This window comes from Prosthecobacter sp. (assembly GCF_034366625.1).
Lineage (GTDB): Bacteria > Verrucomicrobiota > Verrucomicrobiia > Verrucomicrobiales > Verrucomicrobiaceae > Prosthecobacter.
In genome coordinates, this window is sequence record NZ_JAXMIH010000006.1 from 232,372 (window position 1) to 254,275 (window position 21,904).

The following is a 21,904-nucleotide window of genomic DNA, read 5'->3' on the forward strand; positions in this document are numbered from 1 at the left end:
ATTTCGCCAGCCCGGTCAACAGCGCGCATCGGAACACCGCACATCCCATGGTATGAAAACAACCAACACATCCCACCTGTTAAACAGCCTGGAAACCGGTCTCCGCACGGACTCCTCGCAACTGATCGGCCTTGAGAGAAATCTGGCCTCGATGCTGCATCGCTCACGCAGGCTCGGCGCGGAGTACGGCTCGCCCGGCGACTGGATTACGAGCTGTCACCAGCAGTGGGACAACATCGAGAACATCCTGCAACGAATCAGCGGGCGGATGGATGAAATGCATGACGCCATCGCCAGCAGCAACCATGACCGCCTCAACACGGCATGGGATGCCTGCGAAACCATTGAATCCGAAGAGATCGAACTGGTTGGCGAGCTGAGTTCCTTGCGGACACACGCGATTCAACTGAATGAAGCCGCCAGAAATGATTGGAACATGCTGACGCTCGTGATCGAGTTTCATGTGAATACCATTCATGCCTGTTCCCAGGCCGTGCGAGTCAGGCTGGAGCTCCTGAAAGAGAATTCCAGGAATGAAGACGATGGCGGTGTTCCAAACAGCCCGTCCCCGGGCCGTCCCGGTGCGGGCGGAATGGATGCGGCAACCTGCACGTGGACATTCGACAAGGCGGCCATCGAGATCGAACAGGAACAACACCAGGTGCTGGGTTTTGTGGATGACGTGAAAGCCCTGTTCATGTGGGTCGAAACACCTGAGGAGCGGGTGAATCAAAATCGATCCTTGTCGGGCTGGCATGCCTGAGATGGCACGCAACACAGCGAGCTGGAGGCCAGCTACAACGCGAATGCTTTTTGCTCATCATCCTTGGTCTGGATGTTCTATTCCGCGCAGATCCTGAACCTGTTTTTGGGCGTGGCATTCACACGCGTTTACGCCGTGCATTTCGGGATCACACCGGAGCGATGAAGACACGTTGAAAGCGTGATCACCTTTTCCCTCCACGCGTGGGGTTACACCCCATGGTGACTGCGGGATGCCAGCGCCATGATCCTGTATCAATAAAGCTTCCGAGGCTGCCGCACACGCGGCCCACCCCACGAAGCATCACCCAGAAAAAAACAAAGGACTCGTATGAAACTCAAACTCAACTTTATCACCAGCGCTCTCGCTGCATCATGCTTCTGCCTGCAAGCACAGGGGGCGCCTGCTGTGGAAATGCCGCCTGTTTACGTGGAAGGAACACGGAAGATACCCAAAGCCAATGGAGACCTCTACCGGCAGGTGGAAAGTTCCACGGAACTCATCGGGTTGGAAGTCTGGAACCTCCAGAATGAAAAACTCGGTAAAATCAAATCCATCACTGCTGACCTCGAAAATGCACGCCTGGTCGAGGTGGTCGTCGCTTCCGGTGGCGGCTTTTTCGGCGTCGGTGGCAAAACCACGTCAGTCCTCCCTCGCGCACTCAAGCTTGATGAAACCGGAGATGTGATGCGTCTTGATATGAGCAAGGCGCGTTTCGATGCCGCATCCAGCTCCAAGACTGCCGGGCATGTCCAGACGACCGAGTCCATCCTCGGCCTGCAAATCCATAACACGAAGGGCCAGTATTTGGGCAAGGTAGGCAGCCTGATGATGGATCTGCCCCAGGGTCGGATCATTCAGGTCGTGAATGTGACTCAAGCCATGGGCGGCGACAACAGCTACGTCATTCAGCCAAGTGCGTTGCGCTACAATACAAAGCGCAATGGTCTCGTGCTGGATCAATCCTTTGCGGAACTCAAGGACGAGCCGCACTTCAAGTGGGTCGGCTCCCATAACAAAGCCTTTCAGCAGGAGTTCGCAAACAACGCGCAAAATGGCACTGCTGGCAAAGCCATCGCGATGGGGCATGGACAGAATCTCCGCGATGCGCAGAAAACCAGCCGCATCGAACTGGCCATCAAGACCAATTCCAGTCTCTCACACCATGCCAGAAACGTGAAAGTCGCCACACTTAACTCCCAGACCACGCTGCGCGGCCATGTAAACACTGCCGAGGGCAAGCGGAAGATCGGCGTGATCGCCGCAGAGGAAGGCAAGCCGGAGAATGTGAGCAATCTCCTTGTCGTGAGGGCATTGTCCGGCCGCACTTCAAGCGAATAAGTTCGCCCGCCATTTTGCTTCAACATCAGCCGGAGGTTGGAAACAGCCTCCGGCATGTTATTGGGTTGTCTTGAGGCGCTGGTCGGGATTGCAGACTGAACGCCGCTCCTTCCCTTCCAATGACTTTCGAAATCGCTCTTCTGTTCAGCATCGTCGTGACCGCGTTGGTGCTCTTTTGGTGGGATCGCTTCTCGCCGGACATCATTGCGCTGGGCGTGCTGCTCTCACTGGCCCTCACCGGCCTGGTTCCTGCGGACAAGACCTTCGCGGGCTTTGGCAGTGACACGGTGATCATGATCCTCGGTCTGTTGATCCTCACGGCGGCGTTGCAGCGCACCGGCATCGCGGATCTGGCGGGCCGGGCGGTGCTTCTGCGCGCGGGGGACAATCCCAACCGCCTGCTGATGGCGGTGATGATCACCACGGCCAGTCTGAGCGCCTTCATGAGCAACACGGCGGCCACGGCGCTGTTCGTGCCGGTGGTCTTCGGCATTGCCAGAAAATCTGGCATCAGTCCCGGCCGATTGCTCATGCCGCTGGCGTTTTCTTCCATCTTGAGCAGCTCGGTCACAGTCATCTCGACCTCGACCAATCTTGTGGTCAGCGGCATGATGACACGCTACGGCATGCCGCCCATCGGCATGTTCGAGCTGGCGGCGGTCGGCGTGCCCATCTCCATCGTTGGCTTGCTCTACATGTATTTCATTGGCCGCCGCATGATCCCGGAGCGTGCCGCGCCGGATGAGCAGGGCGAGGAGTTCGCCGCCAGGCCCTACTTGAGCGAGATCGTCATCCAACCCGGTTCCAATCTCGATGGCAAAACTCTCGAAGAGGCCAGGATAGGCCAAACGCTGGGTCTCACGGTCATCCGCATCATTCGCGACAAGAACGCCCGCCTTCAGGCGCATGCGCGTACCGTACTGAAGGCTGGCGACGTGCTGCTGGTACAAGGCAGCCAGGAGGACATCCTCAAGGTCAAGGACACGGGCGGCATGGAGATCAAAGCAGATGTGAAGCTGTCTGATCCCGAGCTGCTGGACAGCGAGAGCGCGCTGGCGGAGGCCATCGTGCTGCCCGGCTCATCGCTTATTGGCCGCACGCTCAAAAATCAGCGGTTCAGCGAGCGCTATGATCTGCAGGTGCTGGGGATCAACCAGCGCGGCGTGAATGTGGTGCAAAAGATGAGCCTCACGCCCATCAAGCTCGGTGACGTGCTGCTGCTCCAGGGACGGCGCGAGCGGATCGCCGCATTGGGTGGAGAACGTGCGTTTCACATCCTGGGACCGCTGGATTCCATGGAAGAAGTGCGTCCGCGCCGTCAGCGCGCCGTGCTGGCGGTCAGCATCTTTGTCGGCGCCATTGTGCTGGCCGCATTCAATGTCACCTCATTGCCGGTGGCTGTCATGCTGGGCACGTTGCTGGTGTTTGCCACCGGCTGCATCACGCCGGAGGAGGCTTACGGAGCCGTTGAATGGAAGGCCATCATTCTCATCGGCTCCATGCTGACTTTGGGCGCGGCCATGGATCATACGGGTGCTGCGGCGTATCTGGCCGGGCAGATCGTCGCGCTCGTCGGTGGCGCGGGGCCGCTGTGGCTGCTCAGCGGGTTCTTTGTGCTCACCGTGCTGCTCACGCAGCCGATGTCGAATCAAGCGGCCGCCATCGTTGTCATTCCCATCGCCATCCAGACCGCGCTGCTGGCGGGGCTCAATCCACGCCCCTTTGCAATCATGATCGCGGTGGCGGCCAGTTGCTCCTACCTCACGCCGCTGGAACCATCCTGCCTCATGGTGTACGGGCCTGGCCGCTATCGGTTCGCGGACTTCGTCAAAGTCGGCTCGTTGCTCACGGTGCTGATCTACCTCATCGCCATCACGCTGGTGCCATGGGTATGGCCGCTGCGCTAGGCACGCCTCGTGTCCGGCGGCTCACGCTTGAGCACTGAAATAGGTGCCATCGGTGACATTTTGCACCCGGCGTTCCATGCACTGATGCAGGTGCCGCACATCCATGTCACGCGGATGCGCCCTCGACTTGAGGGCCGCTCTTGCAATGGCCGCATTCTCCGCCTCACGCAGATCATGGCCCTCGACGGAGCATTGCATCAGGAAACGTCCCGTGATGAGATGGTGGATGCTGGCTTGGTAACTCATGATTATGTCCGGTTGAGGTGGAGTTGCAGATCAAACTGGAGCCTAGTAGCGGCGGCGGTTTCGATCTTGTGAGCCGCCGATAAGATTCCCAGCGAGAGCACCGACGCCGGCGCCCACAGCGGCGCCGCCGAGGCTCCTGGAAGCGAGTCCGCCCACGGCTGCACCGCCGAGGGCACCGATGACAGTTCCCTGACGAGCGTTGGGGCCGTTCGTGCAGGAGACCAGTGAGACCGACGAGAGCAGCATTGCGATGTAGAGTGTTTTCATGGTGGACAGCTAGCCTCAGGCACCTCTCAATCGCTATGGGGTGTTTCCCCCAAACGCAGCGCTGATGAGTCCGGCGTGACCGTGCTCGACAAGACGCCGATTGTGGAGTCTTCTAAAGACACAGCCGCTACGCGATCCATCGCGGCGGGGCTCGTGATCGAGCCATGAAAAAGTCAGCACCACCCCCAGCGTCGAAACGCACGGTCAAAGCCGCCACGCCAGCGATTCAGAAATCCAAACCGAAGAACGACCGCTCATGTCCCATCGTCGGCATCGGTGCTTCAGCGGGCGGGCTGGAGGCCTTGGTGCAGTTCCTCAAACATGTGCCCAAGGACAGCGGCATGGCGTTTGTGATCGTGCAGCATCTGGACCCGACGCAGAAAGGCATGATGCCGGAGCTGCTGCAACGCGCCACGGCCATGAAGGTGATGCAGGTGAAGGACCGCACCAAGACGCAGCCGAACTGCGTGTATGTGATCCCGCCGAACAGCGACATGTCCGTCCTGCGCGGCGTGTTGCACCTGCTGGTTCCCGTTGAATTGCGCGGACTGCGGCTGCCGATCGACTTCTTCTTCCGTTCGCTCGCCGAAGATCAGCGTGAGCGCAGTGTGGGCATCATCCTCTCAGGCATGGGCAGTGATGGCACGCTGGGACTCCGCGCCATCAAGGAGAAAGCGGGTGTGGTGCTGGTCCAAGATCCCACCACGGCCAAATTCGACGCCATGCCGCGCAGCGTCATTGAGGCGGGCCTCGCGGACATCGTGGCCTCGGCTGAGGAGCTGCCTGACAAGCTCATCGCCTACCGGCGGCATCTGCCGCAGCTTGCCAGTTCGGTGATGCATCTGGAGGAGAAGGTGCAGAGCGCTTTGGAAAAGATTGTCATCCTGCTGCGCGCGCACAGCGGCCATGATTTCACGCTGTATCGCCGCAGCACGCTGTATCGACGCGTGGAGCGCCGCATGGGCATTCATCAGGTCGGCAAGATCAGCGGCTACGTTCGCTACTTGCAGGAGAACCCGCAGGAGCTGGGCATTCTCTTCAAGGAGCTGCTCATCGGCGTGACCAATTTCTTCCGCGACAAAACCGCCTGGGAGCAACTGGCGGCCAAGGCGCTCCCGCTGCTGCTCAAAGACCGGCCCGCAGGCACCACGCTGCGCGCCTGGGTGGCCGGGTGTTCGACGGGTGAGGAGGCGTACTCGCTCGCCATGATCTTCAAGGAGACGCTGAAGCACCTCAAGTCCACGGACAACATCTCGCTGCAAATCTATGCCACCGATCTGGACAAGGACGCCATCGACAAGGCCCGCATCGGTTTCTTTCCCGAGAACATCGTCGCCGATGTGTCGCCCTCACGGCTGACCCGCTTTTTCATCAAAGAAGACGGCGGTTATCGAGTAAACAAAGAGATCCGCTCGATGGTGGTCTTTGCGCCGCAGAACCTCATCATGGACCCGCCGTTCACGAAGCTGGACCTCCTGTGCTGCCGGAACCTGCTCATCTATCTCACGCCGGAATTGCAGAAGAAGCTCTTTCCACTGTTCCATTACAGTCTAAATCCCGGCGGCGTGCTGTTTCTCGGCAGTGCGGAAAGCATCGGCAACTTCACACACCTGTTCACTGCGCTGGCGCTCAAGGAGCGCATTTTCCAACGCAACGAAACTGCCATGCAGGGCAGCCACCTGGACTTCCCCGCCGTGTATGTGCCAGCCCACATCGACCGCCGCGAGTCTTCAGTGCCAGCGCGTACTCCGGTCCCCAGCCTGCAATCACTCGCCGATCAGTTGCTGCAGCAGCGCTACGCCCCGCCGGCGGTGCTGGTGAACGAGCATGGCGACATCCTCTACATCAGCGGCAGAATCGGCAAGTACCTGGAACCCTCCGCCGGCAAGGCGAACTGGAATGTCATCGCCATGGCGCATGATGCTTTGCGCAACGAACTCTCCAGCGCGCTGCAAAAAGTCATCCGCAAAAAAGGCACGGTCACCGTCCGTGGCATCAAAATCGGCCCCAAGGCCGACCTGCGTGCCGTGGACATCATGGTGCAGGCCATTGAGGAGCCGAAAGAGCTGTTCGGCATGGTGCTCATCGTGTTTTCCGACGCGGTCATCCCCGCCGAGCCCCATGCTGAGCCTGCGAAAGGCAAGGCCGCGGCCAGCCACAACGCGCGTGAGCGTGAGCTGCAAAACGAACTCAAGCATGCCCGCGATGAAGTGCAGGCGAGCCATGAGGAGATGCAGACTTCGCAGGAAGAGCTCAAGTCGATGAACGAGGAACTGCAATCGACCAACGAGGAGCTGCAATCGACCAATGAGGAACTCATGACCTCGAAGGAGGAGATGCAGTCGCTCAATGAAGAGCTGCAAACGGTCAACGCCGAGCTGCAGGCCAAGCTGGACGAGCTGTCCGGCACGAACAACGACATGAAGAACCTGCTCAACAGCACGGACATCGCCACCGTGTTTCTGGACAACGACCTGCATGTGCGCCGCTTCACCTCGCAGGCCAAGACGATCATCAAATTCATCGCCACCGATGTGGGCCGCCCCATCACCGACCTGGCCTCCGATCTGCTCTATCCTGCGCTGGTCAAAGACGCCCAAGAGGTGCTGCGCACGCTGGTCTTCAGCGAGCGCTCCATCACCACCGAGAACGGGCGCTGGTTCACCGTGCGCATCATGCCTTACCGCACCGTGGACAACCGCATCGACGGTGTCGTCATCACCTTTGCCGACATCACTGCCGCCAAAAAAGTCGAGGCGGGTCTGCGTGATCAGCATCGCCACATGACCAAGCAGGCGACCGCACAGGGCCTCGCGCTGGACAAAGCGCTGGGCAAATCCAAGAGCCTCAGCATGGCCGCCACCAAACGCAAATCCAAGCCATGAAACAACGCGCCGCCGATCTTCGCCACCGTGCTGAACGCCAGTTGCTCAAGCATCCTGCGAAAACAAAGCAAGTGGCAGACCATGCCCATGCGCAGCGCACGCTCCAGGAACTGCAAATCCACCAGATCGAGCTGGAACTGCAAAACGAGGAACTCAAACTGACCAAGGCCGAGGTGGACGCGGGTTTGGAGAAGTTCACCGACCTCTATGACTTCGCTCCCGTCGGTTATTTCACGCTGACCACCGACGGCACCATCCAGCAAGTCAATCTCACCGCCACCAGCATGGTCGGCGTGCAACGTTCCCGGCTGGTGGGGAAGCGCTTCGGACTGCTGCTGGCCCCCGGCCTGCGTCCGGACTTCAATGACTTCCTCGCTCAGGTCTTTGCCGACGATATCAAGCAGTCAGGCGATTTCGAGCTGCTGCGCCAGGACCAGCCGCCGCTCATCGTCAATATCGCGGCCAAGCGCCAGATCAATGAGAAGGAATGCCACGCCGTGGTGGTGGACATCACCGATCGCAAAAAGGTTGAGAACATCCTGCGCCGCAATGAAGCGCTGTTCTCCGCACTCCTCAACCAGGCCCCCATCGGTGTGTATGTCGTGGATGACCAGTTACGCATGGTCCAGGTCAATCCGAAGGCGCTGCCGGTGTTCAAAAACGTCCGTAAACTAATCGGCTGTGACTATGCCAAAGTCATCCACTCCCTCTGGTCGAAACAGATCGCAGATCAAATCTTGAAACGCTTTCAGCACACGCTGAAAACCGGCGAGCCGTATCAGTCGCCCGAGTTCGCCGCAAAGCGCAAGGACACCGGCGCGAAGGAAATCTACGAATGGCAGATCCAGCGTGTCACCCTGCCTTCCGGCGACCATCGCGTGGTCTGCTTCTTCAACGACATCACCGAGCGCAAACGGATCGAAGGCGCGCAGCGCCGCCTGGAGGTGATAACCGCCTCGAACACGAAACTGAAGCAGGAAATCATCCATCGTCAGGCTGTGGAGGCCGCCCTCACGAAGAGCGAAATGCTTGCGCAGGAACTTCTGAGACAATCGCGTCAGTTGCAGAAAAATCTGCGCCAGATGTCCCATCAAAACCTGCTCGCCCTGGAAAATCAGCGCAAAGAGATCAGTCATGAACTGCATGATAAAATCAGCCAGGTCTTGATCGGCATCAATGTGCGGCTCGCCGTCTTCACCCGCACGGCGGCGCTCAATCCACGCGCCATCGCTCCCGTGCGCCAACTGGTGGAGAAAGCCGTCAAGATCGTGCATGACTATGCCCGCGAGCTGCGCCCCGCGATGCTCGACCAGCTCGGCCTGATCCCCGCCATCCGCACCTACATCGATGAAATCCCCAAACGCAAAGGCCGCCTGATTCACTTCTCTGCCTCTGCCGGCGTCGAAGCCCTCGACAACGACAAGCGCACCGTCCTTTACCGCGTCGCGCAGGAAGCACTCATCAACGTCGCCAAACATGCGCGTGCTCATGTCGTGAAAGTCAGCCTGCAAAAGATCCGTGGCAGCGTGCGTCTCGAAATCGCCGACGACGGCAAAGCTTTCGAAGTGGATCGTCTATCCTCCACCCAATGGAGTCACCGCCTCGGCCTCACCGGCATGAGAGAGCGCGTGGAAATGGTCGGCGGCCTCTTCAGCGTCGAATCCTCCCCCGGCCAGGGCACCACCATCCGCGCCGAGGTGCCCATCGGCAAAAGCAAGAAGCGCAAATAGCGCCCTGCATCCGCTGAACCGTTCACCGTGCTCGATAGTCGGCTCCAGCATTGAAAACGAATGATCCCGCGCCCTTGCGGGCACAGGATCGGGATGGCGCGGCTGAGTTTGCCCGGTGAGACGGGCTCTATTTCGTGCGCACCACCAGCACGCGGCGGTCCTGCTGCATTTCGGCTTCGTTGCCTTTGGGATACATGGGGAAACCCTCACCGTAGCCATGGGCGCTCAATACGCCGGCCGGCACGCCGTAGCGCTGGGTGAGTTCGTCAAACACGCGCTGAGCGCGGGCCGCCGACAACGACAGATTGAATTCATCCGTGCCATCGGTGCTCGTGTGGCCTTCAATGTCATACACTGCGCCTGGCTCGATCTTGCTGACCGCGAGGATCACTGCGGACACATCCTGAAGGGCGGCACGCGACTCGTCACTGAGCAGTTCCGCCGTCTCCTTCACAAACAGCACCGGGAGAGTCACATAGGGCAGCTCGCGGCTTTGCCCCTGGTCCTCCACGATCACCACATTGCGCTCTGAATTATACACACGCCGTGGCTGGCCGGGAGTTTCCACGACGGTCGTGATCTTGGTGGTCTTCACTGCAGTCTGCGGGGCGGCCGTCACGATCACCACCTTGGGTGCCAGTGACAACTGGCGATGCACCACGGCGGAATCCAGTGTGCGCACCACGATGGATGGTTGCTGCACCACAACGACACTTGCTGCCGGTGGAGATGCGGGAACGACGGTGACCTGGGCATGCAGGGGAAGCTGCACCAGGCAGAGGGCAGAGAATAGAAACAGCGGGGTCTTCATGAGTTTATGGATGTCTTTGGGTTTCGGTTTGCAGCGCCATGTCTCGCTGGTTCTCCGCCTCGTTGCCATGGGGTGAAACCCGACTTCGTTCACTCTTGGGGTGTGATCAGGCGGCTTCCGTGGATGCAGCAATGGTGGGGTTACACCCCATGGTGAATGCACCGGGATCAGCACAGCTTGGGGTCTATGAATCACGAACCGCCAGCACCCCCTGTTGAGTTTTCCATCCGGCGCGCGCTGGATGATCTCAAAGAATTCTCCCACCGTGAGCCAGCCCAGGCGTTCGCCGCCGCGATCGGCGTCGGCCTGCTCATCAACCTGCTGCCGTCCAGGATGGTCGTCGGCATGGCCGCCATCGTGGGTGCCACGCTCGTGCGCCCTGTCCTCCTCTCCCTCGGCGTCACCAAGGCCATGGAGCTTTGCTGCCAGAAATCCTCCAACTCATCCCAACCATGAACATCCCCACTCTTCCAGATCTTGCCGCTGATGCCCGCCTCGTCGTTGATCCCGTTCTTAACGCCTGTGCCAAACCCGCCGCCCAGGCCGAGAAATACATACGCCAGCATCCGGGCGGCACGCTGCTCGTGGCGGCAGGTCTTGGCATCGTCGCCGTGCTTCTCGCACGCGCTTTGACTCCAGCGCCACCACGGAACCGCGCCCTGCGCCTGCTTGAGGACATCCAGGAACGCCTTGCCAGTCTTGCCGAAGACGGCGCGCACGCGGTGGGCAAAGGCATGGACAGCCTCGGAGATCTCCATCTCGACCGCTCCTTTGACAAACTCAGCCGCAAGTTCAAGGGCCTGTTCCATTGAAATCACAACATCAAGAAACCGACACACACAACCCACCAACTCGCTCATCCATCTTATGAAAACACTCTCCATTCCATCAAACCCCATGCTGCGTGCTGCCACGCTGGCCGTTGTCAGCCTTCTGGCACTCGCTCCCATCTCCCAAGCCAAGGATCAAAAGGGCGGGAAGGGCAAGGGCAACTCAGGCGACAAAGGCAACTCAGGCAACTCAGCCAGCAAAGGCAACCAAGGTAACCAAGGCAATAGTGGCGTGAAAGTTCCTGCCTTCGGATTTCCAGGGAACAAATTCAAGGATAAGGCCCACCCGGTTTATCTCACGCATCCTGGCTCGAAATTCAAGCTGTCGAAGGGCGATGGCTATGCCGGTCCGGGCTACTATTACGGGCCGCCCAACTCACCCTATTACTATGCGCGTCCTGACGTCCGCTACTTTGCCAACCATGGCGCCATCCCACGGGATTTTTACAACCAGGACGCCTATCGCATGAATTCCGACGATGCCCGCGTGCAGCAGGCGCTCGCACGCCTGGGTTACTATCGCGGTTCCATTGATGGCCGGTTTGGCCCTCAATCCATGCGTGCGATGAACAGCTACCAGCAGTCGCAGGGCCAGCAGATCACCAGCGCCATCGGCGCCGTGTTGCTCCGTTCGCTCGGTCTGCAATGACACACGGTCGCGTCACCGGCCTCCAACGATTCCAACAGGAACCTTTCAACCGTGAAAAACCATCTCATCCTCGCCATCATGCCGTTGCTCCTTGCCGCCTGTGGCAAGAGTGCCGTCGTCACGACGGCGGAGAAGGTAACCATCGTGGCCACCAGGCTGCCAGCCAGCAAGGAAAAGAAGAAGGAGAACCTGACCATCATCGTCTATCCGCCCGGGACCCGGGGCACCGCTGCCAATCATCCGATACCACCGCTGCCATCGACCCATCTGACGAGGTCACCTGGAAAACAGTGACGATCTGAATCCGAACATCCTGACAGCGGTCTGGCGAAAGCCGGACCGCTGTTTTGCTTTGAGCATCCTGCGTGAAGCCCTCCTCGCGATCCTCATGGATGCATGACTGTAGGGTTACACCCCATGGTGAAAGGTCCGCCTGGCCGATAGTCTCCGGGCCATGAAAAACACCACCTGCCCATCATTCAGCTCGCTCCTGTTCATCGCGTCGCTCACCACTGCCAGCGTCACGTTCTCACAGAACATCGAGGCCACCGCCACCAGCACCACCTCGGAGGGAACCGTCAGCGAGTTTGGTCCGCAGGGGATCATCATCAAAACCGCCACGGGCACCCAACCGGTGCGCTACATCTCCAACGAGACAACGAACTTTGTGGATGAGAATGGCAATCCCATCTCCGCCACGCTCGTGACATCGGGCCTTCCTGTCACCGTGTATTACACCAAGGTGGGAGACACGCTGATCGCCTCCAAGATCATGGTGAGAACAGGCGTCGCCGCACCGGCCAGGATCCTCGAAACAACGCAGACCATGACCATGTCCGCAGGAACCATCAGCGAGTTCGGACCGGAGCGGATCATCATTCAGACGGAATCATCTCCCACTCCTCTCCCCTATACCTATAGCAAGACGACAACCTATGTGGACGAAAGCGGAGCGCCCGTTTCCATCGAGACCGTGAAGTCCGGCCTCCCGGTCACGGTGTATTACACCAAGGTGGGAAACACGCTCGTGGCCAACAAGGTCATCATGAGAAAAGCCGTGGCCGTCCCGCTCATCGAAACCAAGAAAACCACGACGATCACCACCGAAACGAAATAACACGCCGCCCCCCCATGAACATGAACAAACTGCTCCTCTCCTGCCTTGCCTCCGCCAGTCTTCTGTCCCTCTCCAGTTGCGAGACCTACGATGATGATGACGATCACCGCCACCACGGCGGCACCACCACCACGACCACGACCGAAGAAACCACTCTGAGCAACCCGCTCACCCGCACCCCGCTCTCCACAACCGTGGAAACGCAAACCACCCGGTCTTACTAAACTGCGGCCCACACAAGAATCCTCGCGGAAGCGGTCTGGCGAAAGTCAGGCCGCTTTTTCGTTGGCAGTGCCCAGGCTTGGCAATCGTGCGGTAGGGTTACACCCCATGGCCATCGGACACGCAACAGAAGAGAGTGAGTCCTATGACAACACTCGAAATCAAAGGCGACTGGAACATCATCAAGGGCAACCTCAAACAGAAGTGGGCCCAGCTCACCGATGACGACCTCCAGTTCATCGAAGGCAAACAGGATGAGCTGCTTGGCCGCATCCAGAAGCGCACCGGCGAAACCCGCGAGGCCGTGGAAGCCGCCATCAAAGAATACCGCACCGCCCTGGCCGCATAATCCCCCGTCAGTTAACCATCCACATCCACAAGCTCATGAAAACATCATCCATACATCGCACGCTGCTGCTCCTGGCAGCCTCACTCCTCGTCGTCAGCGTCACCAGTTGCCGCACTTTCCGTGGCTTCGGCCGGGATGTCCAGCATGTCGGCGGCCATATCGAACGCGCGGCAAATTAATCGCTGCTCGCGCAGACTTGAGGCGTTGCTGTCCAGATCCACCGGTCCGACAGCAGCGCTTTTTCATGCCTAAAAACGCCGCTGGTTCACCGCCGTGACCGTGACGCACATGTTCTGCATCGTGAAGTTGCCGAACATCGTCGCCAGCGCCACATCCGCCGCATCGCGGCCATAGGCCACCACGATGCGGTTGCCGCGTGTCACGTCCTCCGTCGCATCAAAGGTGAACCAGCGCCCGCCGATGAAGGCCTCGAACCACGCGTGCAGATCCATCGGGCGGAGTTCATGCAGAAAGCCCACCACCATGCGTGCCGGCACACTGATGGCACGGCACAGGGCGATGCCCAGATGCGCAAAATCACGACACACCCCGCGCCGCGTGTTCAGCGTTTCCAGCGCGGTGGTGAAGCTGTTGCTGGAGCCGGACTCGTAGCGCACGTTGTGATGGATCCAGGTGCGGATCCGCGCCACCTGCAGGTAGTTCGGCGGCGCATCGCCGACGACGTCCGCGGCCAGCACGGACAGCTCGTCAGACTGGCAGTAACGGCTGGGCAGCAGGTAATGCAGGAGTTCGGTCGGCAGATGCTGCACCAGAGTCAGCGGGGCCATCAAGTCCGCATCCACGAGGTCTGCCACCTGGGCGCGATACTGGACGGAGAGATGAAAATCTCCGGCAGGCATGACGATTCTCTGGCACAGATTGCCATACACATCGGTGTACTCGACCACCGGCACCTGGGGCTGGAGCTGGAACTCCTCCCGCATGATCCACTGCGCCCAGCCGCTGCGCGGACGCAGCATGAAAATAGCCGGCACATCCTCCGTGGTGCGGTAGTCAAGCTGGCAGGTGGCATCGAGAATCATGGTGTTGACTTTCCTTCGTCGGTGGCGGCAGATGAGCAAACAGAATCAGCTCCCAGCGGCAGTTGTCAGGAACGACGAGGCAGATTCCACCATCAAATCGCAAGCAGCAGCGGGAGGACCAACCATCATTCGTCCAGCACACATCGTATCTGCCTGGTGTGCGCTCCAAAGGGCAACTGCGGGCCGCGCTCTTGCAACACGACAAGGTGCGCACGAATGGCAAACCACACGACCACATCCGCCCAGCGTGCGTCACAGGTGTCGTAAACGCTCACGACGAACTCCCCCAGCGTCAGTTGGTTTTTCTTGGAATAAGCATTCATGGCATCAGCATGGGAGGCACATCCCGGCAGGCGCCATGGGGTGTTCACCCCATGACATTCGCCCGTCTCCAGGCCTTCCGATTCATGCGGCGGTAGGGTTAGACCCCATCGCGATTGAGAGGCGTGAACCTTAGCGTGCAGCCTATGAAATCCATGCCCCCGACCCAAGCTGCCCGTCACCGCCCGCCGGCATTCCCCGTTGCCCTCACACTGGCGCTGTCCGCCATGCTGTTCGCCCCTCTGAACGCCACCGAGACGGACGACCGGATCGTCTCCGCCGCCCAGAGCTCCTACGTCTTTAAAACCTTCCTCATAGATGATGCGATCAGGACTGAGTCCAAGGATGGTGCTGTGACCCTGACCGGAACCGTCCATGAGGATTCGCACAAACAGCTCGCGCAAGAGACCGTCTCAGGCCTGCCGGGTGTGAAAAGCGTGAGCAACATGATTGAGGTCAAAGACAGCCCGCCGGCGCAATCCGACACGTGGCTCTACCTGAAAGTGAAAGGCGCGCTCGCCTATCACAGCAGCGTGAGCGCCTACCACACCAAGGTGGATCTGAAGCAAGGCGTGGTGACGCTCACGGGCGAGACCGCCAGCGAAGCCCAGAAGGAACTGACCACGGCTTACGCCAAGGATGTCGATGGCGTCAAAGACGTGAAGAATGAGATGACGGTGGTGGCGAACAAACCGACCGCCACGGCCGCTTTGGTCACAATGATCGACGATGCCTCCATCACCGCCCAGGTGCGCATGGCCCTGCTCACGCATCGTTCCACAAGCGCTTTCAAAACCACTGTCTCCACCACCGTGGGCGTCGTCACCGTGGGTGGCGCAGCCAAGAACGCCGCTGAAAAGGAGCTGGTCACCAAGCTCGTCACCGACATCAACGGCGTGAAAAGCGTCGTGAACAACATGGTCGTCGAACTGGCCGCCGCCTCGAACTAACCCCCCCGGAGACTGCCGGCGGCAGTTTTCCCATCACCAAAAGGAATCAATCCCATGCTTCAGACCATCGCTGTCATTCTCATCATCCTGTGGCTCCTCGGTCTCGTGACCAGCTACACCGTCGGCGGCTTCATCCACATCCTGCTCGTGGTGGCCATCATCATCGTCCTGCTGCGCGTCATTCAAGGCCGCCGCGTCCTCTGACGTGCGGCGCCCTCACCCTTTTAACCTTATGAAACTACTGCTGTCCTTTTTTGCCGCCGCGATTTTTCTCGGCGCAGCCCTTCCTTCCGCCGGAGCCCGTGACACGGCCTCGATGGATTTCTTTTATGACAATCTCGATCCGTACGGAAACTGGCGCGAAGTCGGCGACTACGGCTACGTCTGGCAGCCGCGCAATGTCGATGACGGCTGGCGTCCCTACAGCGACGGGCGCTGGGTTTACACCGATGCCGGCTGGACCTGGGACTCCGCTGAGCCCTTCGGCTGGGCCGTGTATCACTATGGCCGCTGGGCCAATGTGTACGGCATCGGCTGGGTATGGGTGCCGGGCACCGAATGGGGACCCGGCTGGGTTTCGTGGCGTCACAGCCCGCGCTACACCGGCTGGGCGCCCCTGCCGCCCGAGGCGCTCTTCCTCCGTCTCATCGGCTTCAGTGTCTGGGTGGATGACTATTACGACATCGGCCCTGGCAACTACCGCTTTGTGGAGAACCGCGATTTCGGCGCACGCCGCCTGAATTCCGTCTTCATTGATCAGCGCCAGAACATTCAGATCATCAACCAGACGACGAACATCACCAACATCACGTACGTCAACAACATCGTGAACAATGGCGGGCCCGTCTATGACCAGCAGGTCCGCTACAGCGCGACGCCGATCCAGCGCTACCGGCTGGACCGCCGCGAGAACTTCGAGGGCGATCCGCGTCGGCAAACAGCCGAGCATCTGCGTTCCCGCGTCAGCGGTGATTCATTGAGCGTGCTCGCGCTGCCTTTCACCCAGCAGGCGTCAGCCCCTCCGCCTAGACTGGCCGAGAAAGTCGGCCGCGCCGAAGTCAATCACGGCTGGAAAAACGCCGGATCGCCTGCGGAAGTCACCGCAGTGCGAGAACGGATGAAAAGCAAGGTTCGCGTGCCCGACCAACTGCCGGCACAGCCACGCTTTGAACGCCCTGCGCCCCCCAAAATACCACGCGACGAAGTGCGCGTCCCACAACCAGCCGAACAGCCGCCCAAAGCCAGGCCCAACCGCGATGAAACACCGCGCAATCCGAACACGCCGCCCATGACGCCCGAGAAAAAGTCGCAGAGCCCCGATCGTCCGCCTGCACCAGCCCCTGAGGCAAAGAAAGAACCCATGCCCGGCACCCAACGCCCCACCGACGCTCCCAATCCTGGGGGCAGAAACAAAATGAACGATCCTCGCGCACCGCGCACCGAAAACGTGCCGCCAACACAGACAGAGCGGAAACCGGAGAACAAAGACCTCGTGCCACCACAGCAACGCATGCAGCCCAAACCGCCAGAAATCACTCCTCAGCGTCCTGATCGTCCCGAACGACCTGGGAACCTCAGGCCCGGCCAACGCCCCGAAACAGCGCCCATGCCACAGCGTCCTGACACCGTCCGTCCCGGCTCACGTCCCCAGACGGCACCCACACCGCAGCCTCCTCCGCAACGCCAAGAGCCACAACGTCCGGCCATCAGACCTGTGCCCGTCGTGCCACCTGTGCCTTCCGTCCCGCCGCCTGCCGTGCCAAGACCGCCACAGGTGACACCGCCAGTGCCGTCGCCTCTAATTCCGCCGGTCGTGCAACCACCCGCTACACGTGAGAAGCCCCAGACTGGAAGGGACCGCCCCGTCAAGGAACGCAAAAAATCCGCAGAGGAGCCCAAGTAAGCTGCTGCACGAAATCGCAGACGCGCTCCCCAACGGCACACCATGATCATCACCCATCGCCCGCCGATTCGTCCCACTCTAGGCCACAAGCTCTTCGTTGCTGATCTCAGCTTGGGTCTGGTCTTTAACTACAAGAACACCAAGCTCGCTTACGCCTTTGCGTGATGGGCCAGGAAGTTCGATAACCAGCGTGAGCCGCAGGTTTTCGATACCGTTTCGTTAAACTGGACGTTCTAACGTCTAGCACCTCATCATCCCATGAAACCACAGATCATCGTCGGCATCCTGCTCATCCTCGTCGGCATCGTGGCCTTTGCCTATCAAGGCATCAGCTACACCACCACCGAAAAGGCCATCGACCTCGGCCCCATTCAGGTGACAGCCGAAAAAACGCACACTCTTCCTCTGCCACCCGTCGTCGGTGCCATCGCACTCGTCGGCGGCATTCTTCTGCTGCTTCAAGGCAGAAAAAACGCTTGAACGACCACGCCTGCATCACCCTTCGAAATCCAGCAACCATGAATATCACCAAAAACATCGGCATGCTGCTGCTTGCCATTTATCTCATCCTCGTTGGCCTCAGCGGCGCCTTCGGGTTCAACCTCGGCCAGCTCAGCATCGCGGTGCCGATCCTCGCCCTCGCCGCCGGCGTCTTGATTCTCATCGGCAAGTAGTGCGGGCCGTGCTTTCTAAAGAAGCCGGGTTGCTTAACAGCGGCCCAGGCTGTCTGCTGCGGCATGTCGCAGCATATGAAAGGATCATCCATTGAGCACCTCCCTTTTGCCCCAGCGCATCGCCTTTCTCGGCGATTATCTGCCACGGCTGTGTGGCATTGCGACCTTCACGCACGATCTGAGCGAGGCGGTGGCAAGCGCGGCTCCTGACGCCGATTGTTATGTAGGAGCGGTGAATGATCGCGTGGAAGGCTATGAATACCAGCAGCGGGTGCGCTTTGAGCTGCTGGAGAAGGATCTCGACTCCTACCGGCGGGCGGCGGATTTTTTGAATTTCAACAACGCGGACGTGCTCTGCGTGCAGCACGAGTTTGGCATCTACGGCGGCCCGGCGGGCAGCCATCTGCTGGCGCTGCTCAAAGAGGTACGCATGCCGGTGGTGACCACGCTGCACACCATCCTGCGCGAGCCAAACACCTCGCAGCGCAAGGTGATGGAGGAACTGGTGCGGCGCAGCGACCGCCTGGTGGTGATGGCGCACAAAGGTGCGGAGATTCTGCGCGAAACCTACGGCGTGCCCGATGCGAAGGTGGACATCATCCCGCATGGCATCCCGGACATGCCGTTTGTGGACTCCAGCTTCTACAAGGGGCAGTTCGGTGTCGAAGGACGGAAGGTTTTGCTCACCTTCGGGCTGCTTGGGCCGGGCAAAGGCATCGAGCATGTCATCGAGGCGCTGCCGGAGATCGTACGGCAGCATCCAAACGTCGTGTATCTCATTCTGGGCGCCACGCATCCGCAACTCGTGGCGCGTGAGGGCGAGCGCTATCGTCTGAGCCTCGAACGACTCGCCGAAGAGCGCGGCGTGAAGGAACATGTCATCTTCTACAACCGCTTCGTGTCGCAGGAGGATCTCAAAGAATTCATCGGTGCCACGGACATATATCTGACGCCGTATCTCAATGAGGCGCAGATCACCTCCGGCACGCTGGCCTATGTCTTCGGCGCCGGAAAGGCGGTGGTTTCCACCCCTTACTGGCACGCACAGGAACTGCTGGCGGACGGGCGTGGTGTGCTCGTTCCCTTCCGCGATCCAACGGCCATCACGGCAGGCGTGTGCGGGCTGCTCGACGATCCGCCGCGCAAGGAGAAGATCCGGCACGATGCTTATGCCATGGGGCGCGAGATGATCTGGCCCGCCGTGGCGCAGCGTTATCTCGAATCGTTTCAACACGCCCGCTCCGACCGCAAGGCCTCGCCGCGCGCGGCCTTCGCAGGATGGACGCTTGCCAGCAGGCCCTATGATCTGCCGCCGCTGCGGCTCGACCACATCGTGCGCATGAGCGACGGCACCGGCATCTTCCAGCACGCCATTTTCAACGTGCCCAACTTCCACGAAGGCTACTGCACGGATGACAACGCGCGCGCCTTCATCCTGTGCAACCTGCTGGATGAGCTCGGCGGCCAGCCGCCCGCGGAAAATCTCGGTAAGCTGGCCACCAGCTACCTGGCCTTCCTGGCCGCCGCCCTGGATTACACCAGCGGGCGCTTCCGTAATTTCATGAGCCATGAACGCCGCTGGCTGGAAGAAGCCGGCAGCGAGGACAGCCATGCGCGCGCGCTATGGGCGGCGGGCACCGGCGCGGGACGCTCACGCAATGACGGGCACCGCAGGCTCGCCGCACAGCTTTTTGAGCGCGGACTGGCCGTGGTGGCATCCTTCAGTTCGCCACGCGCCTGGGCCTTCACCCTGCTGGGCATCCACGAGTACCTGCGCCAGTCTGCCAGCAATACTGCCGTCAACGAGGCACGCGTTGTGCTGACGGAAAAACTCGTGACGCTCTGGAAAAGCTGCGCCACCGAGCACTGGCCCTGGTTTGAGCCAAGCGCCACTTACGACAACGCGCGTCTCTGCCAGGCGCTGATCTTCAGCGGCCAGTGGATGCCGCATCCCGAGGCCTTTGAGATCGGCCTCAAGTCCCTGCGCTGGCTGGCATCCATCCAGAAGACGCAATCCGGCCACTTCCGGCCCATCGGCAGCAACGGCTTCTACCAGCGTGATGGCGCACGAGCAGACTTCGATCAACAACCGGTGGAAGCGCAGGCGATGGTATCCGCCTGCCTTGAAGCCTTCCGCGCCACACAGGATCCTGCATGGTTGCGCGAGGCCAAGCGAGCCTTCGAATGGTTCCTCGGCCGCAACGACCTGGGCCTGCCGCTGTATGATTCCAGCACCGGCGGCTGCGGTGACGGCCTGCACCATGATCGTGTGAATGAAAACCAGGGCGCCGAGTCCACCCTGGCCTTCCAGCTTTCCCTTGCCGAAATGAACTGCGCCGAACACTTGATCACCGACCCGTTGCGTCCTGCCGTATGAATCCCATCCGCATCCGCCGCCACAATGTGACCTTCCAGCCCGAAAGCTCGCGCGTCATCGTCCGCCCGTTCATTCCGGGGAAACCCCAGATCGTCGCCACCATCCTGGACCGCGCCCTTGCTTTAAGCGAGGTGGAGGCCGACGCCCAGTTGCAGGGGATCCTGGTGGAGTTTGCCTCCCGGCACTTCGACATCGAATCGGTCCTGCTCGTGCATTATGAAAGGGTGCGCCCCCAGATCTCCCAGCAGCCGCCACTTTCCCGCGTGCGGCAGCTTCTCATCGGCGCGCTGTTCTCCGGCGAGTATGCACTGGAATCCGCCGCGCTGTTCAATCCCTCCATCGTGCCGCATCCCGACCAGAGCGGCGTGCCCGAGGGCGGCCTGCGTTTCATCATGAGCCTGCGCGCCACGGGTGAGGGCCACATCTCTTCCATCGAATTCCGCACCGGCCTCATCGCGCCGGATGGCATCATCAGCGTGGAGCCGGTCTCGCGTTTCGTCACGGTGCCGGAGATCGTGCCCAACCCCACTTACAAAAAGCGGCGTTTCATCACGAAACTTCAGGAGATGGGCTTTGAAGGCGTCCACGCAACTGCCGTGATGGAATCACTGGCGGAGGTGTTTACCCTCCATGAACTGGACGAGAGCATGCGACGTGTGCGCCGCGAGTCGAAACCTGTCAGTCGTGACCTGCGCCGCGCCCTGGAGCTCTTCCGCTGGCTCGCCGACTCCAACTACGAACTGAACTTCTCTTCCAAGCTTGCCATGAGCGAGCGTATCATCTTCCCCGTCTCGGCGAACGAGACCAACGGCATCGAAGATGCGCGCTTCGTCCGCTTCACCGATGACGACGGCTCCATCCTGTATTGCGCCACCTACACCGCCTACAACGGCCGCGCCATCCTGCCGCAGTTTATCGAGACGCAGGATTTCCTCCACTTCCGCGTGCTCACACTCAACGGCAGCGCCGTGCAGAACAAAGGCATGGCGCTCTTCCCCCGCCGCATTGATGGCCGCTACGCCATGCTCTCACGGCAGGACGATGAAAACCTCTTCATCATGTTCTCCGACAACCTCCACCACTGGAGCAACCCGCAGATCATCCTGCGCCCGTCCGCGATGTGGGAGTCCGTGAAGATCGGCAACTGCGGTTCGCCCATCGAAACCGAAGCCGGCTGGCTCGTCATCACCCACGGCGTCGGCCCGATGAGAAAATACTGCATCGGTGCAGCTTTGCTCGATTTGAATGATCCCACCCAGGTCATCGGCCGCCTGCGCGAACCGTTGCTCTGCCCCGAAGGCAACGAACGCGAAGGCTACGTCCCCAACGTCGTCTATAGCTGCGGCTCCCTGCTCCATGGTCGTGAATTGATCCTGCCGTATGCCATGAGCGACAAAGCCTCCGCCATTGTCAGCATGTCGGTGGATGAACTGCTGGCGGCTTTGCTGGCGAGCGGAAGTTGAAGACAAAAAAGAGCGGCCATTGCTGGCCGCCCTCTCTGTGGTCTTGGGGGTTGTGA

Annotated in this window: 26 protein-coding genes; 21 read left to right on the forward strand and 5 right to left on the reverse strand. The window is 60.2% G+C overall.

Annotated features, from left to right (window positions below):
• Nucleotides 1-52 precede the first annotated feature (52 nt).
• The 3 genes from U1A53_RS03835 (at nt 53) to U1A53_RS03845 (ending at nt 4,011) form a co-directional block, all read left to right on the forward strand.
• Nucleotides 53-763, forward strand: coding sequence for a hypothetical protein (locus tag U1A53_RS03835; protein WP_322279094.1), 711 nt, complete (start codon nt 53-55; stop codon nt 761-763).
• Nucleotides 764-1,093: 330 nt separating this feature from the next.
• Nucleotides 1,094-2,104 (forward strand): PRC-barrel domain-containing protein, encoded by a 1,011-nt coding sequence (locus tag U1A53_RS03840; RefSeq protein ID WP_322279095.1) that lies wholly within the window; start codon nt 1,094-1,096, stop codon nt 2,102-2,104.
• 119 nt (nt 2,105-2,223) lie between these two features.
• Nucleotides 2,224-4,011 carry an SLC13 family permease gene (locus tag U1A53_RS03845; RefSeq protein WP_322279097.1) on the forward strand — a complete coding sequence of 596 codons (1,788 nt, stop codon included), beginning with the start codon at nt 2,224-2,226 and terminating at the stop codon, nt 4,009-4,011.
• A gap of 21 nt (nt 4,012-4,032) precedes the next feature.
• On the opposite strand, the gene U1A53_RS03850 is transcribed toward U1A53_RS03845, so the two are convergent.
• Together U1A53_RS03850 and U1A53_RS03855 are read right to left on the reverse strand one after the other, a co-directional pair.
• Nucleotides 4,033-4,257, reverse strand: coding sequence for a hypothetical protein (locus tag U1A53_RS03850; RefSeq protein ID WP_322279098.1), 225 nt, complete (start codon nt 4,255-4,257; stop codon nt 4,033-4,035).
• A gap of 42 nt (nt 4,258-4,299) precedes the next feature.
• Nucleotides 4,300-4,524, reverse strand: a complete 225-nt coding sequence (locus tag U1A53_RS03855) for a glycine zipper domain-containing protein (RefSeq protein ID WP_322279100.1) — start codon at nt 4,522-4,524, stop codon at nt 4,300-4,302.
• 164 nt (nt 4,525-4,688) lie between these two features.
• On the opposite strand from U1A53_RS03855, the gene U1A53_RS03860 reads away from it, so the two are divergent.
• Both U1A53_RS03860 and U1A53_RS03865 read left to right on the forward strand, forming a co-directional pair.
• The gene (locus U1A53_RS03860) at nt 4,689-7,409 is read left to right on the forward strand and encodes a chemotaxis protein CheB (RefSeq protein ID WP_322279101.1); all 2,721 of its coding nucleotides are present in this window, start codon (nt 4,689-4,691) and stop codon (nt 7,407-7,409) included.
• The gene (locus tag U1A53_RS03865; protein WP_322279102.1) at nt 7,406-9,139 is read left to right on the forward strand and encodes a PAS domain S-box protein; all 1,734 of its coding nucleotides are present in this window, start codon (nt 7,406-7,408) and stop codon (nt 9,137-9,139) included. The genes U1A53_RS03860 and U1A53_RS03865 overlap by 4 nt, the downstream gene beginning before the upstream one ends.
• Nucleotides 9,140-9,266: 127 nt before the next feature.
• Here the strand turns inward: U1A53_RS03865 and U1A53_RS03870 are convergent, their stop codons facing one another.
• A complete protein-coding gene (locus U1A53_RS03870; RefSeq protein ID WP_322279103.1) occupies nt 9,267-9,950 on the reverse strand; it encodes an OmpA family protein in 684 nt (227 codons plus the stop codon).
• 186 nt (nt 9,951-10,136) lie between these two features.
• Here U1A53_RS03870 and U1A53_RS03875 point away from each other — a divergent pair, with 186 nt between their 5' ends.
• From U1A53_RS03875 to U1A53_RS03910, 8 genes are all read left to right on the forward strand, one after another.
• The gene (locus U1A53_RS03875) at nt 10,137-10,406 is read left to right on the forward strand and encodes a hypothetical protein (protein ID WP_322279105.1); all 270 of its coding nucleotides are present in this window, start codon (nt 10,137-10,139) and stop codon (nt 10,404-10,406) included.
• Nucleotides 10,403-10,762: a hypothetical protein gene (locus U1A53_RS03880; RefSeq protein WP_322279107.1), complete on the forward strand. Its 360-nt coding sequence runs from the start codon at nt 10,403-10,405 to the stop codon at nt 10,760-10,762. The genes U1A53_RS03875 and U1A53_RS03880 overlap by 4 nt, the downstream gene beginning before the upstream one ends.
• A 55-nt stretch (nt 10,763-10,817) precedes the next feature.
• On the forward strand, nt 10,818-11,429 hold the full coding sequence (locus tag U1A53_RS03885) for a peptidoglycan-binding protein (protein ID WP_322279108.1): 612 nt from the start codon (nt 10,818-10,820) through the stop codon (nt 11,427-11,429).
• A gap of 51 nt (nt 11,430-11,480) precedes the next feature.
• The gene (locus U1A53_RS03890) at nt 11,481-11,723 is read left to right on the forward strand and encodes a hypothetical protein (RefSeq protein WP_322279109.1); all 243 of its coding nucleotides are present in this window, start codon (nt 11,481-11,483) and stop codon (nt 11,721-11,723) included.
• A 160-nt stretch (nt 11,724-11,883) separates the two neighbouring features.
• Entirely contained in the window at nt 11,884-12,546 is a 663-nt protein-coding gene (locus U1A53_RS03895) for a hypothetical protein (protein WP_322279110.1), read from the forward strand.
• A gap of 20 nt (nt 12,547-12,566) precedes the next feature.
• Nucleotides 12,567-12,770, forward strand: a complete 204-nt coding sequence (locus U1A53_RS03900) for a hypothetical protein (RefSeq protein WP_322279111.1) — start codon at nt 12,567-12,569, stop codon at nt 12,768-12,770.
• A 143-nt stretch (nt 12,771-12,913) separates the two neighbouring features.
• Nucleotides 12,914-13,117 (forward strand): CsbD family protein, encoded by a 204-nt coding sequence (locus U1A53_RS03905; protein WP_322279112.1) that lies wholly within the window; start codon nt 12,914-12,916, stop codon nt 13,115-13,117.
• 35 nt (nt 13,118-13,152) lie between these two features.
• Nucleotides 13,153-13,296 carry an entericidin A/B family lipoprotein gene (locus tag U1A53_RS03910; protein ID WP_322279113.1) on the forward strand — a complete coding sequence of 48 codons (144 nt, stop codon included), beginning with the start codon at nt 13,153-13,155 and terminating at the stop codon, nt 13,294-13,296.
• A 69-nt stretch (nt 13,297-13,365) separates the two neighbouring features.
• Here the strand turns inward: U1A53_RS03910 and U1A53_RS03915 are convergent, their stop codons facing one another.
• Nucleotides 13,366-14,160, reverse strand: a complete 795-nt coding sequence (locus U1A53_RS03915) for a transglutaminase family protein (protein ID WP_322279115.1) — start codon at nt 14,158-14,160, stop codon at nt 13,366-13,368.
• Between the two features lie 125 nt (nt 14,161-14,285).
• The gene (locus U1A53_RS03920) at nt 14,286-14,483 is read right to left on the reverse strand and encodes a hypothetical protein (protein WP_322279117.1); all 198 of its coding nucleotides are present in this window, start codon (nt 14,481-14,483) and stop codon (nt 14,286-14,288) included.
• 153 nt (nt 14,484-14,636) lie between these two features.
• Here U1A53_RS03920 and U1A53_RS03925 point away from each other — a divergent pair, with 153 nt between their 5' ends.
• From U1A53_RS03925 to U1A53_RS03960, 8 genes are all read left to right on the forward strand, one after another.
• Complete coding sequence (locus U1A53_RS03925) at nt 14,637-15,431, forward strand: BON domain-containing protein (protein WP_322279118.1); 795 nt, start codon at nt 14,637-14,639, stop codon at nt 15,429-15,431.
• A 54-nt stretch (nt 15,432-15,485) separates the two neighbouring features.
• Nucleotides 15,486-15,635: a lmo0937 family membrane protein gene (locus U1A53_RS03930; protein WP_322279120.1), complete on the forward strand. Its 150-nt coding sequence runs from the start codon at nt 15,486-15,488 to the stop codon at nt 15,633-15,635.
• 28 nt (nt 15,636-15,663) lie between these two features.
• Nucleotides 15,664-17,334, forward strand: a complete 1,671-nt coding sequence (locus U1A53_RS03935) for a DUF6600 domain-containing protein (RefSeq protein WP_322279122.1) — start codon at nt 15,664-15,666, stop codon at nt 17,332-17,334.
• Between the two features lie 42 nt (nt 17,335-17,376).
• On the forward strand, nt 17,377-17,499 hold the full coding sequence (locus tag U1A53_RS03940) for a hypothetical protein (protein ID WP_322279123.1): 123 nt from the start codon (nt 17,377-17,379) through the stop codon (nt 17,497-17,499).
• Between the two features lie 93 nt (nt 17,500-17,592).
• Nucleotides 17,593-17,814: a DUF308 domain-containing protein gene (locus U1A53_RS03945; protein ID WP_322279125.1), complete on the forward strand. Its 222-nt coding sequence runs from the start codon at nt 17,593-17,595 to the stop codon at nt 17,812-17,814.
• Between the two features lie 38 nt (nt 17,815-17,852).
• Entirely contained in the window at nt 17,853-18,008 is a 156-nt protein-coding gene (locus tag U1A53_RS03950) for a hypothetical protein (protein WP_322279127.1), read from the forward strand.
• A gap of 91 nt (nt 18,009-18,099) precedes the next feature.
• Complete coding sequence (locus tag U1A53_RS03955) at nt 18,100-20,385, forward strand: glycosyltransferase family 4 protein (protein ID WP_322279128.1); 2,286 nt, start codon at nt 18,100-18,102, stop codon at nt 20,383-20,385.
• Nucleotides 20,382-21,848, forward strand: coding sequence for a glycoside hydrolase family 130 protein (locus U1A53_RS03960; protein WP_322279130.1), 1,467 nt, complete (start codon nt 20,382-20,384; stop codon nt 21,846-21,848). Before U1A53_RS03955 ends, U1A53_RS03960 begins: the two co-directional genes overlap by 4 nt.
• The last annotated feature ends 56 nt before the right edge of the window (nt 21,849-21,904 follow it).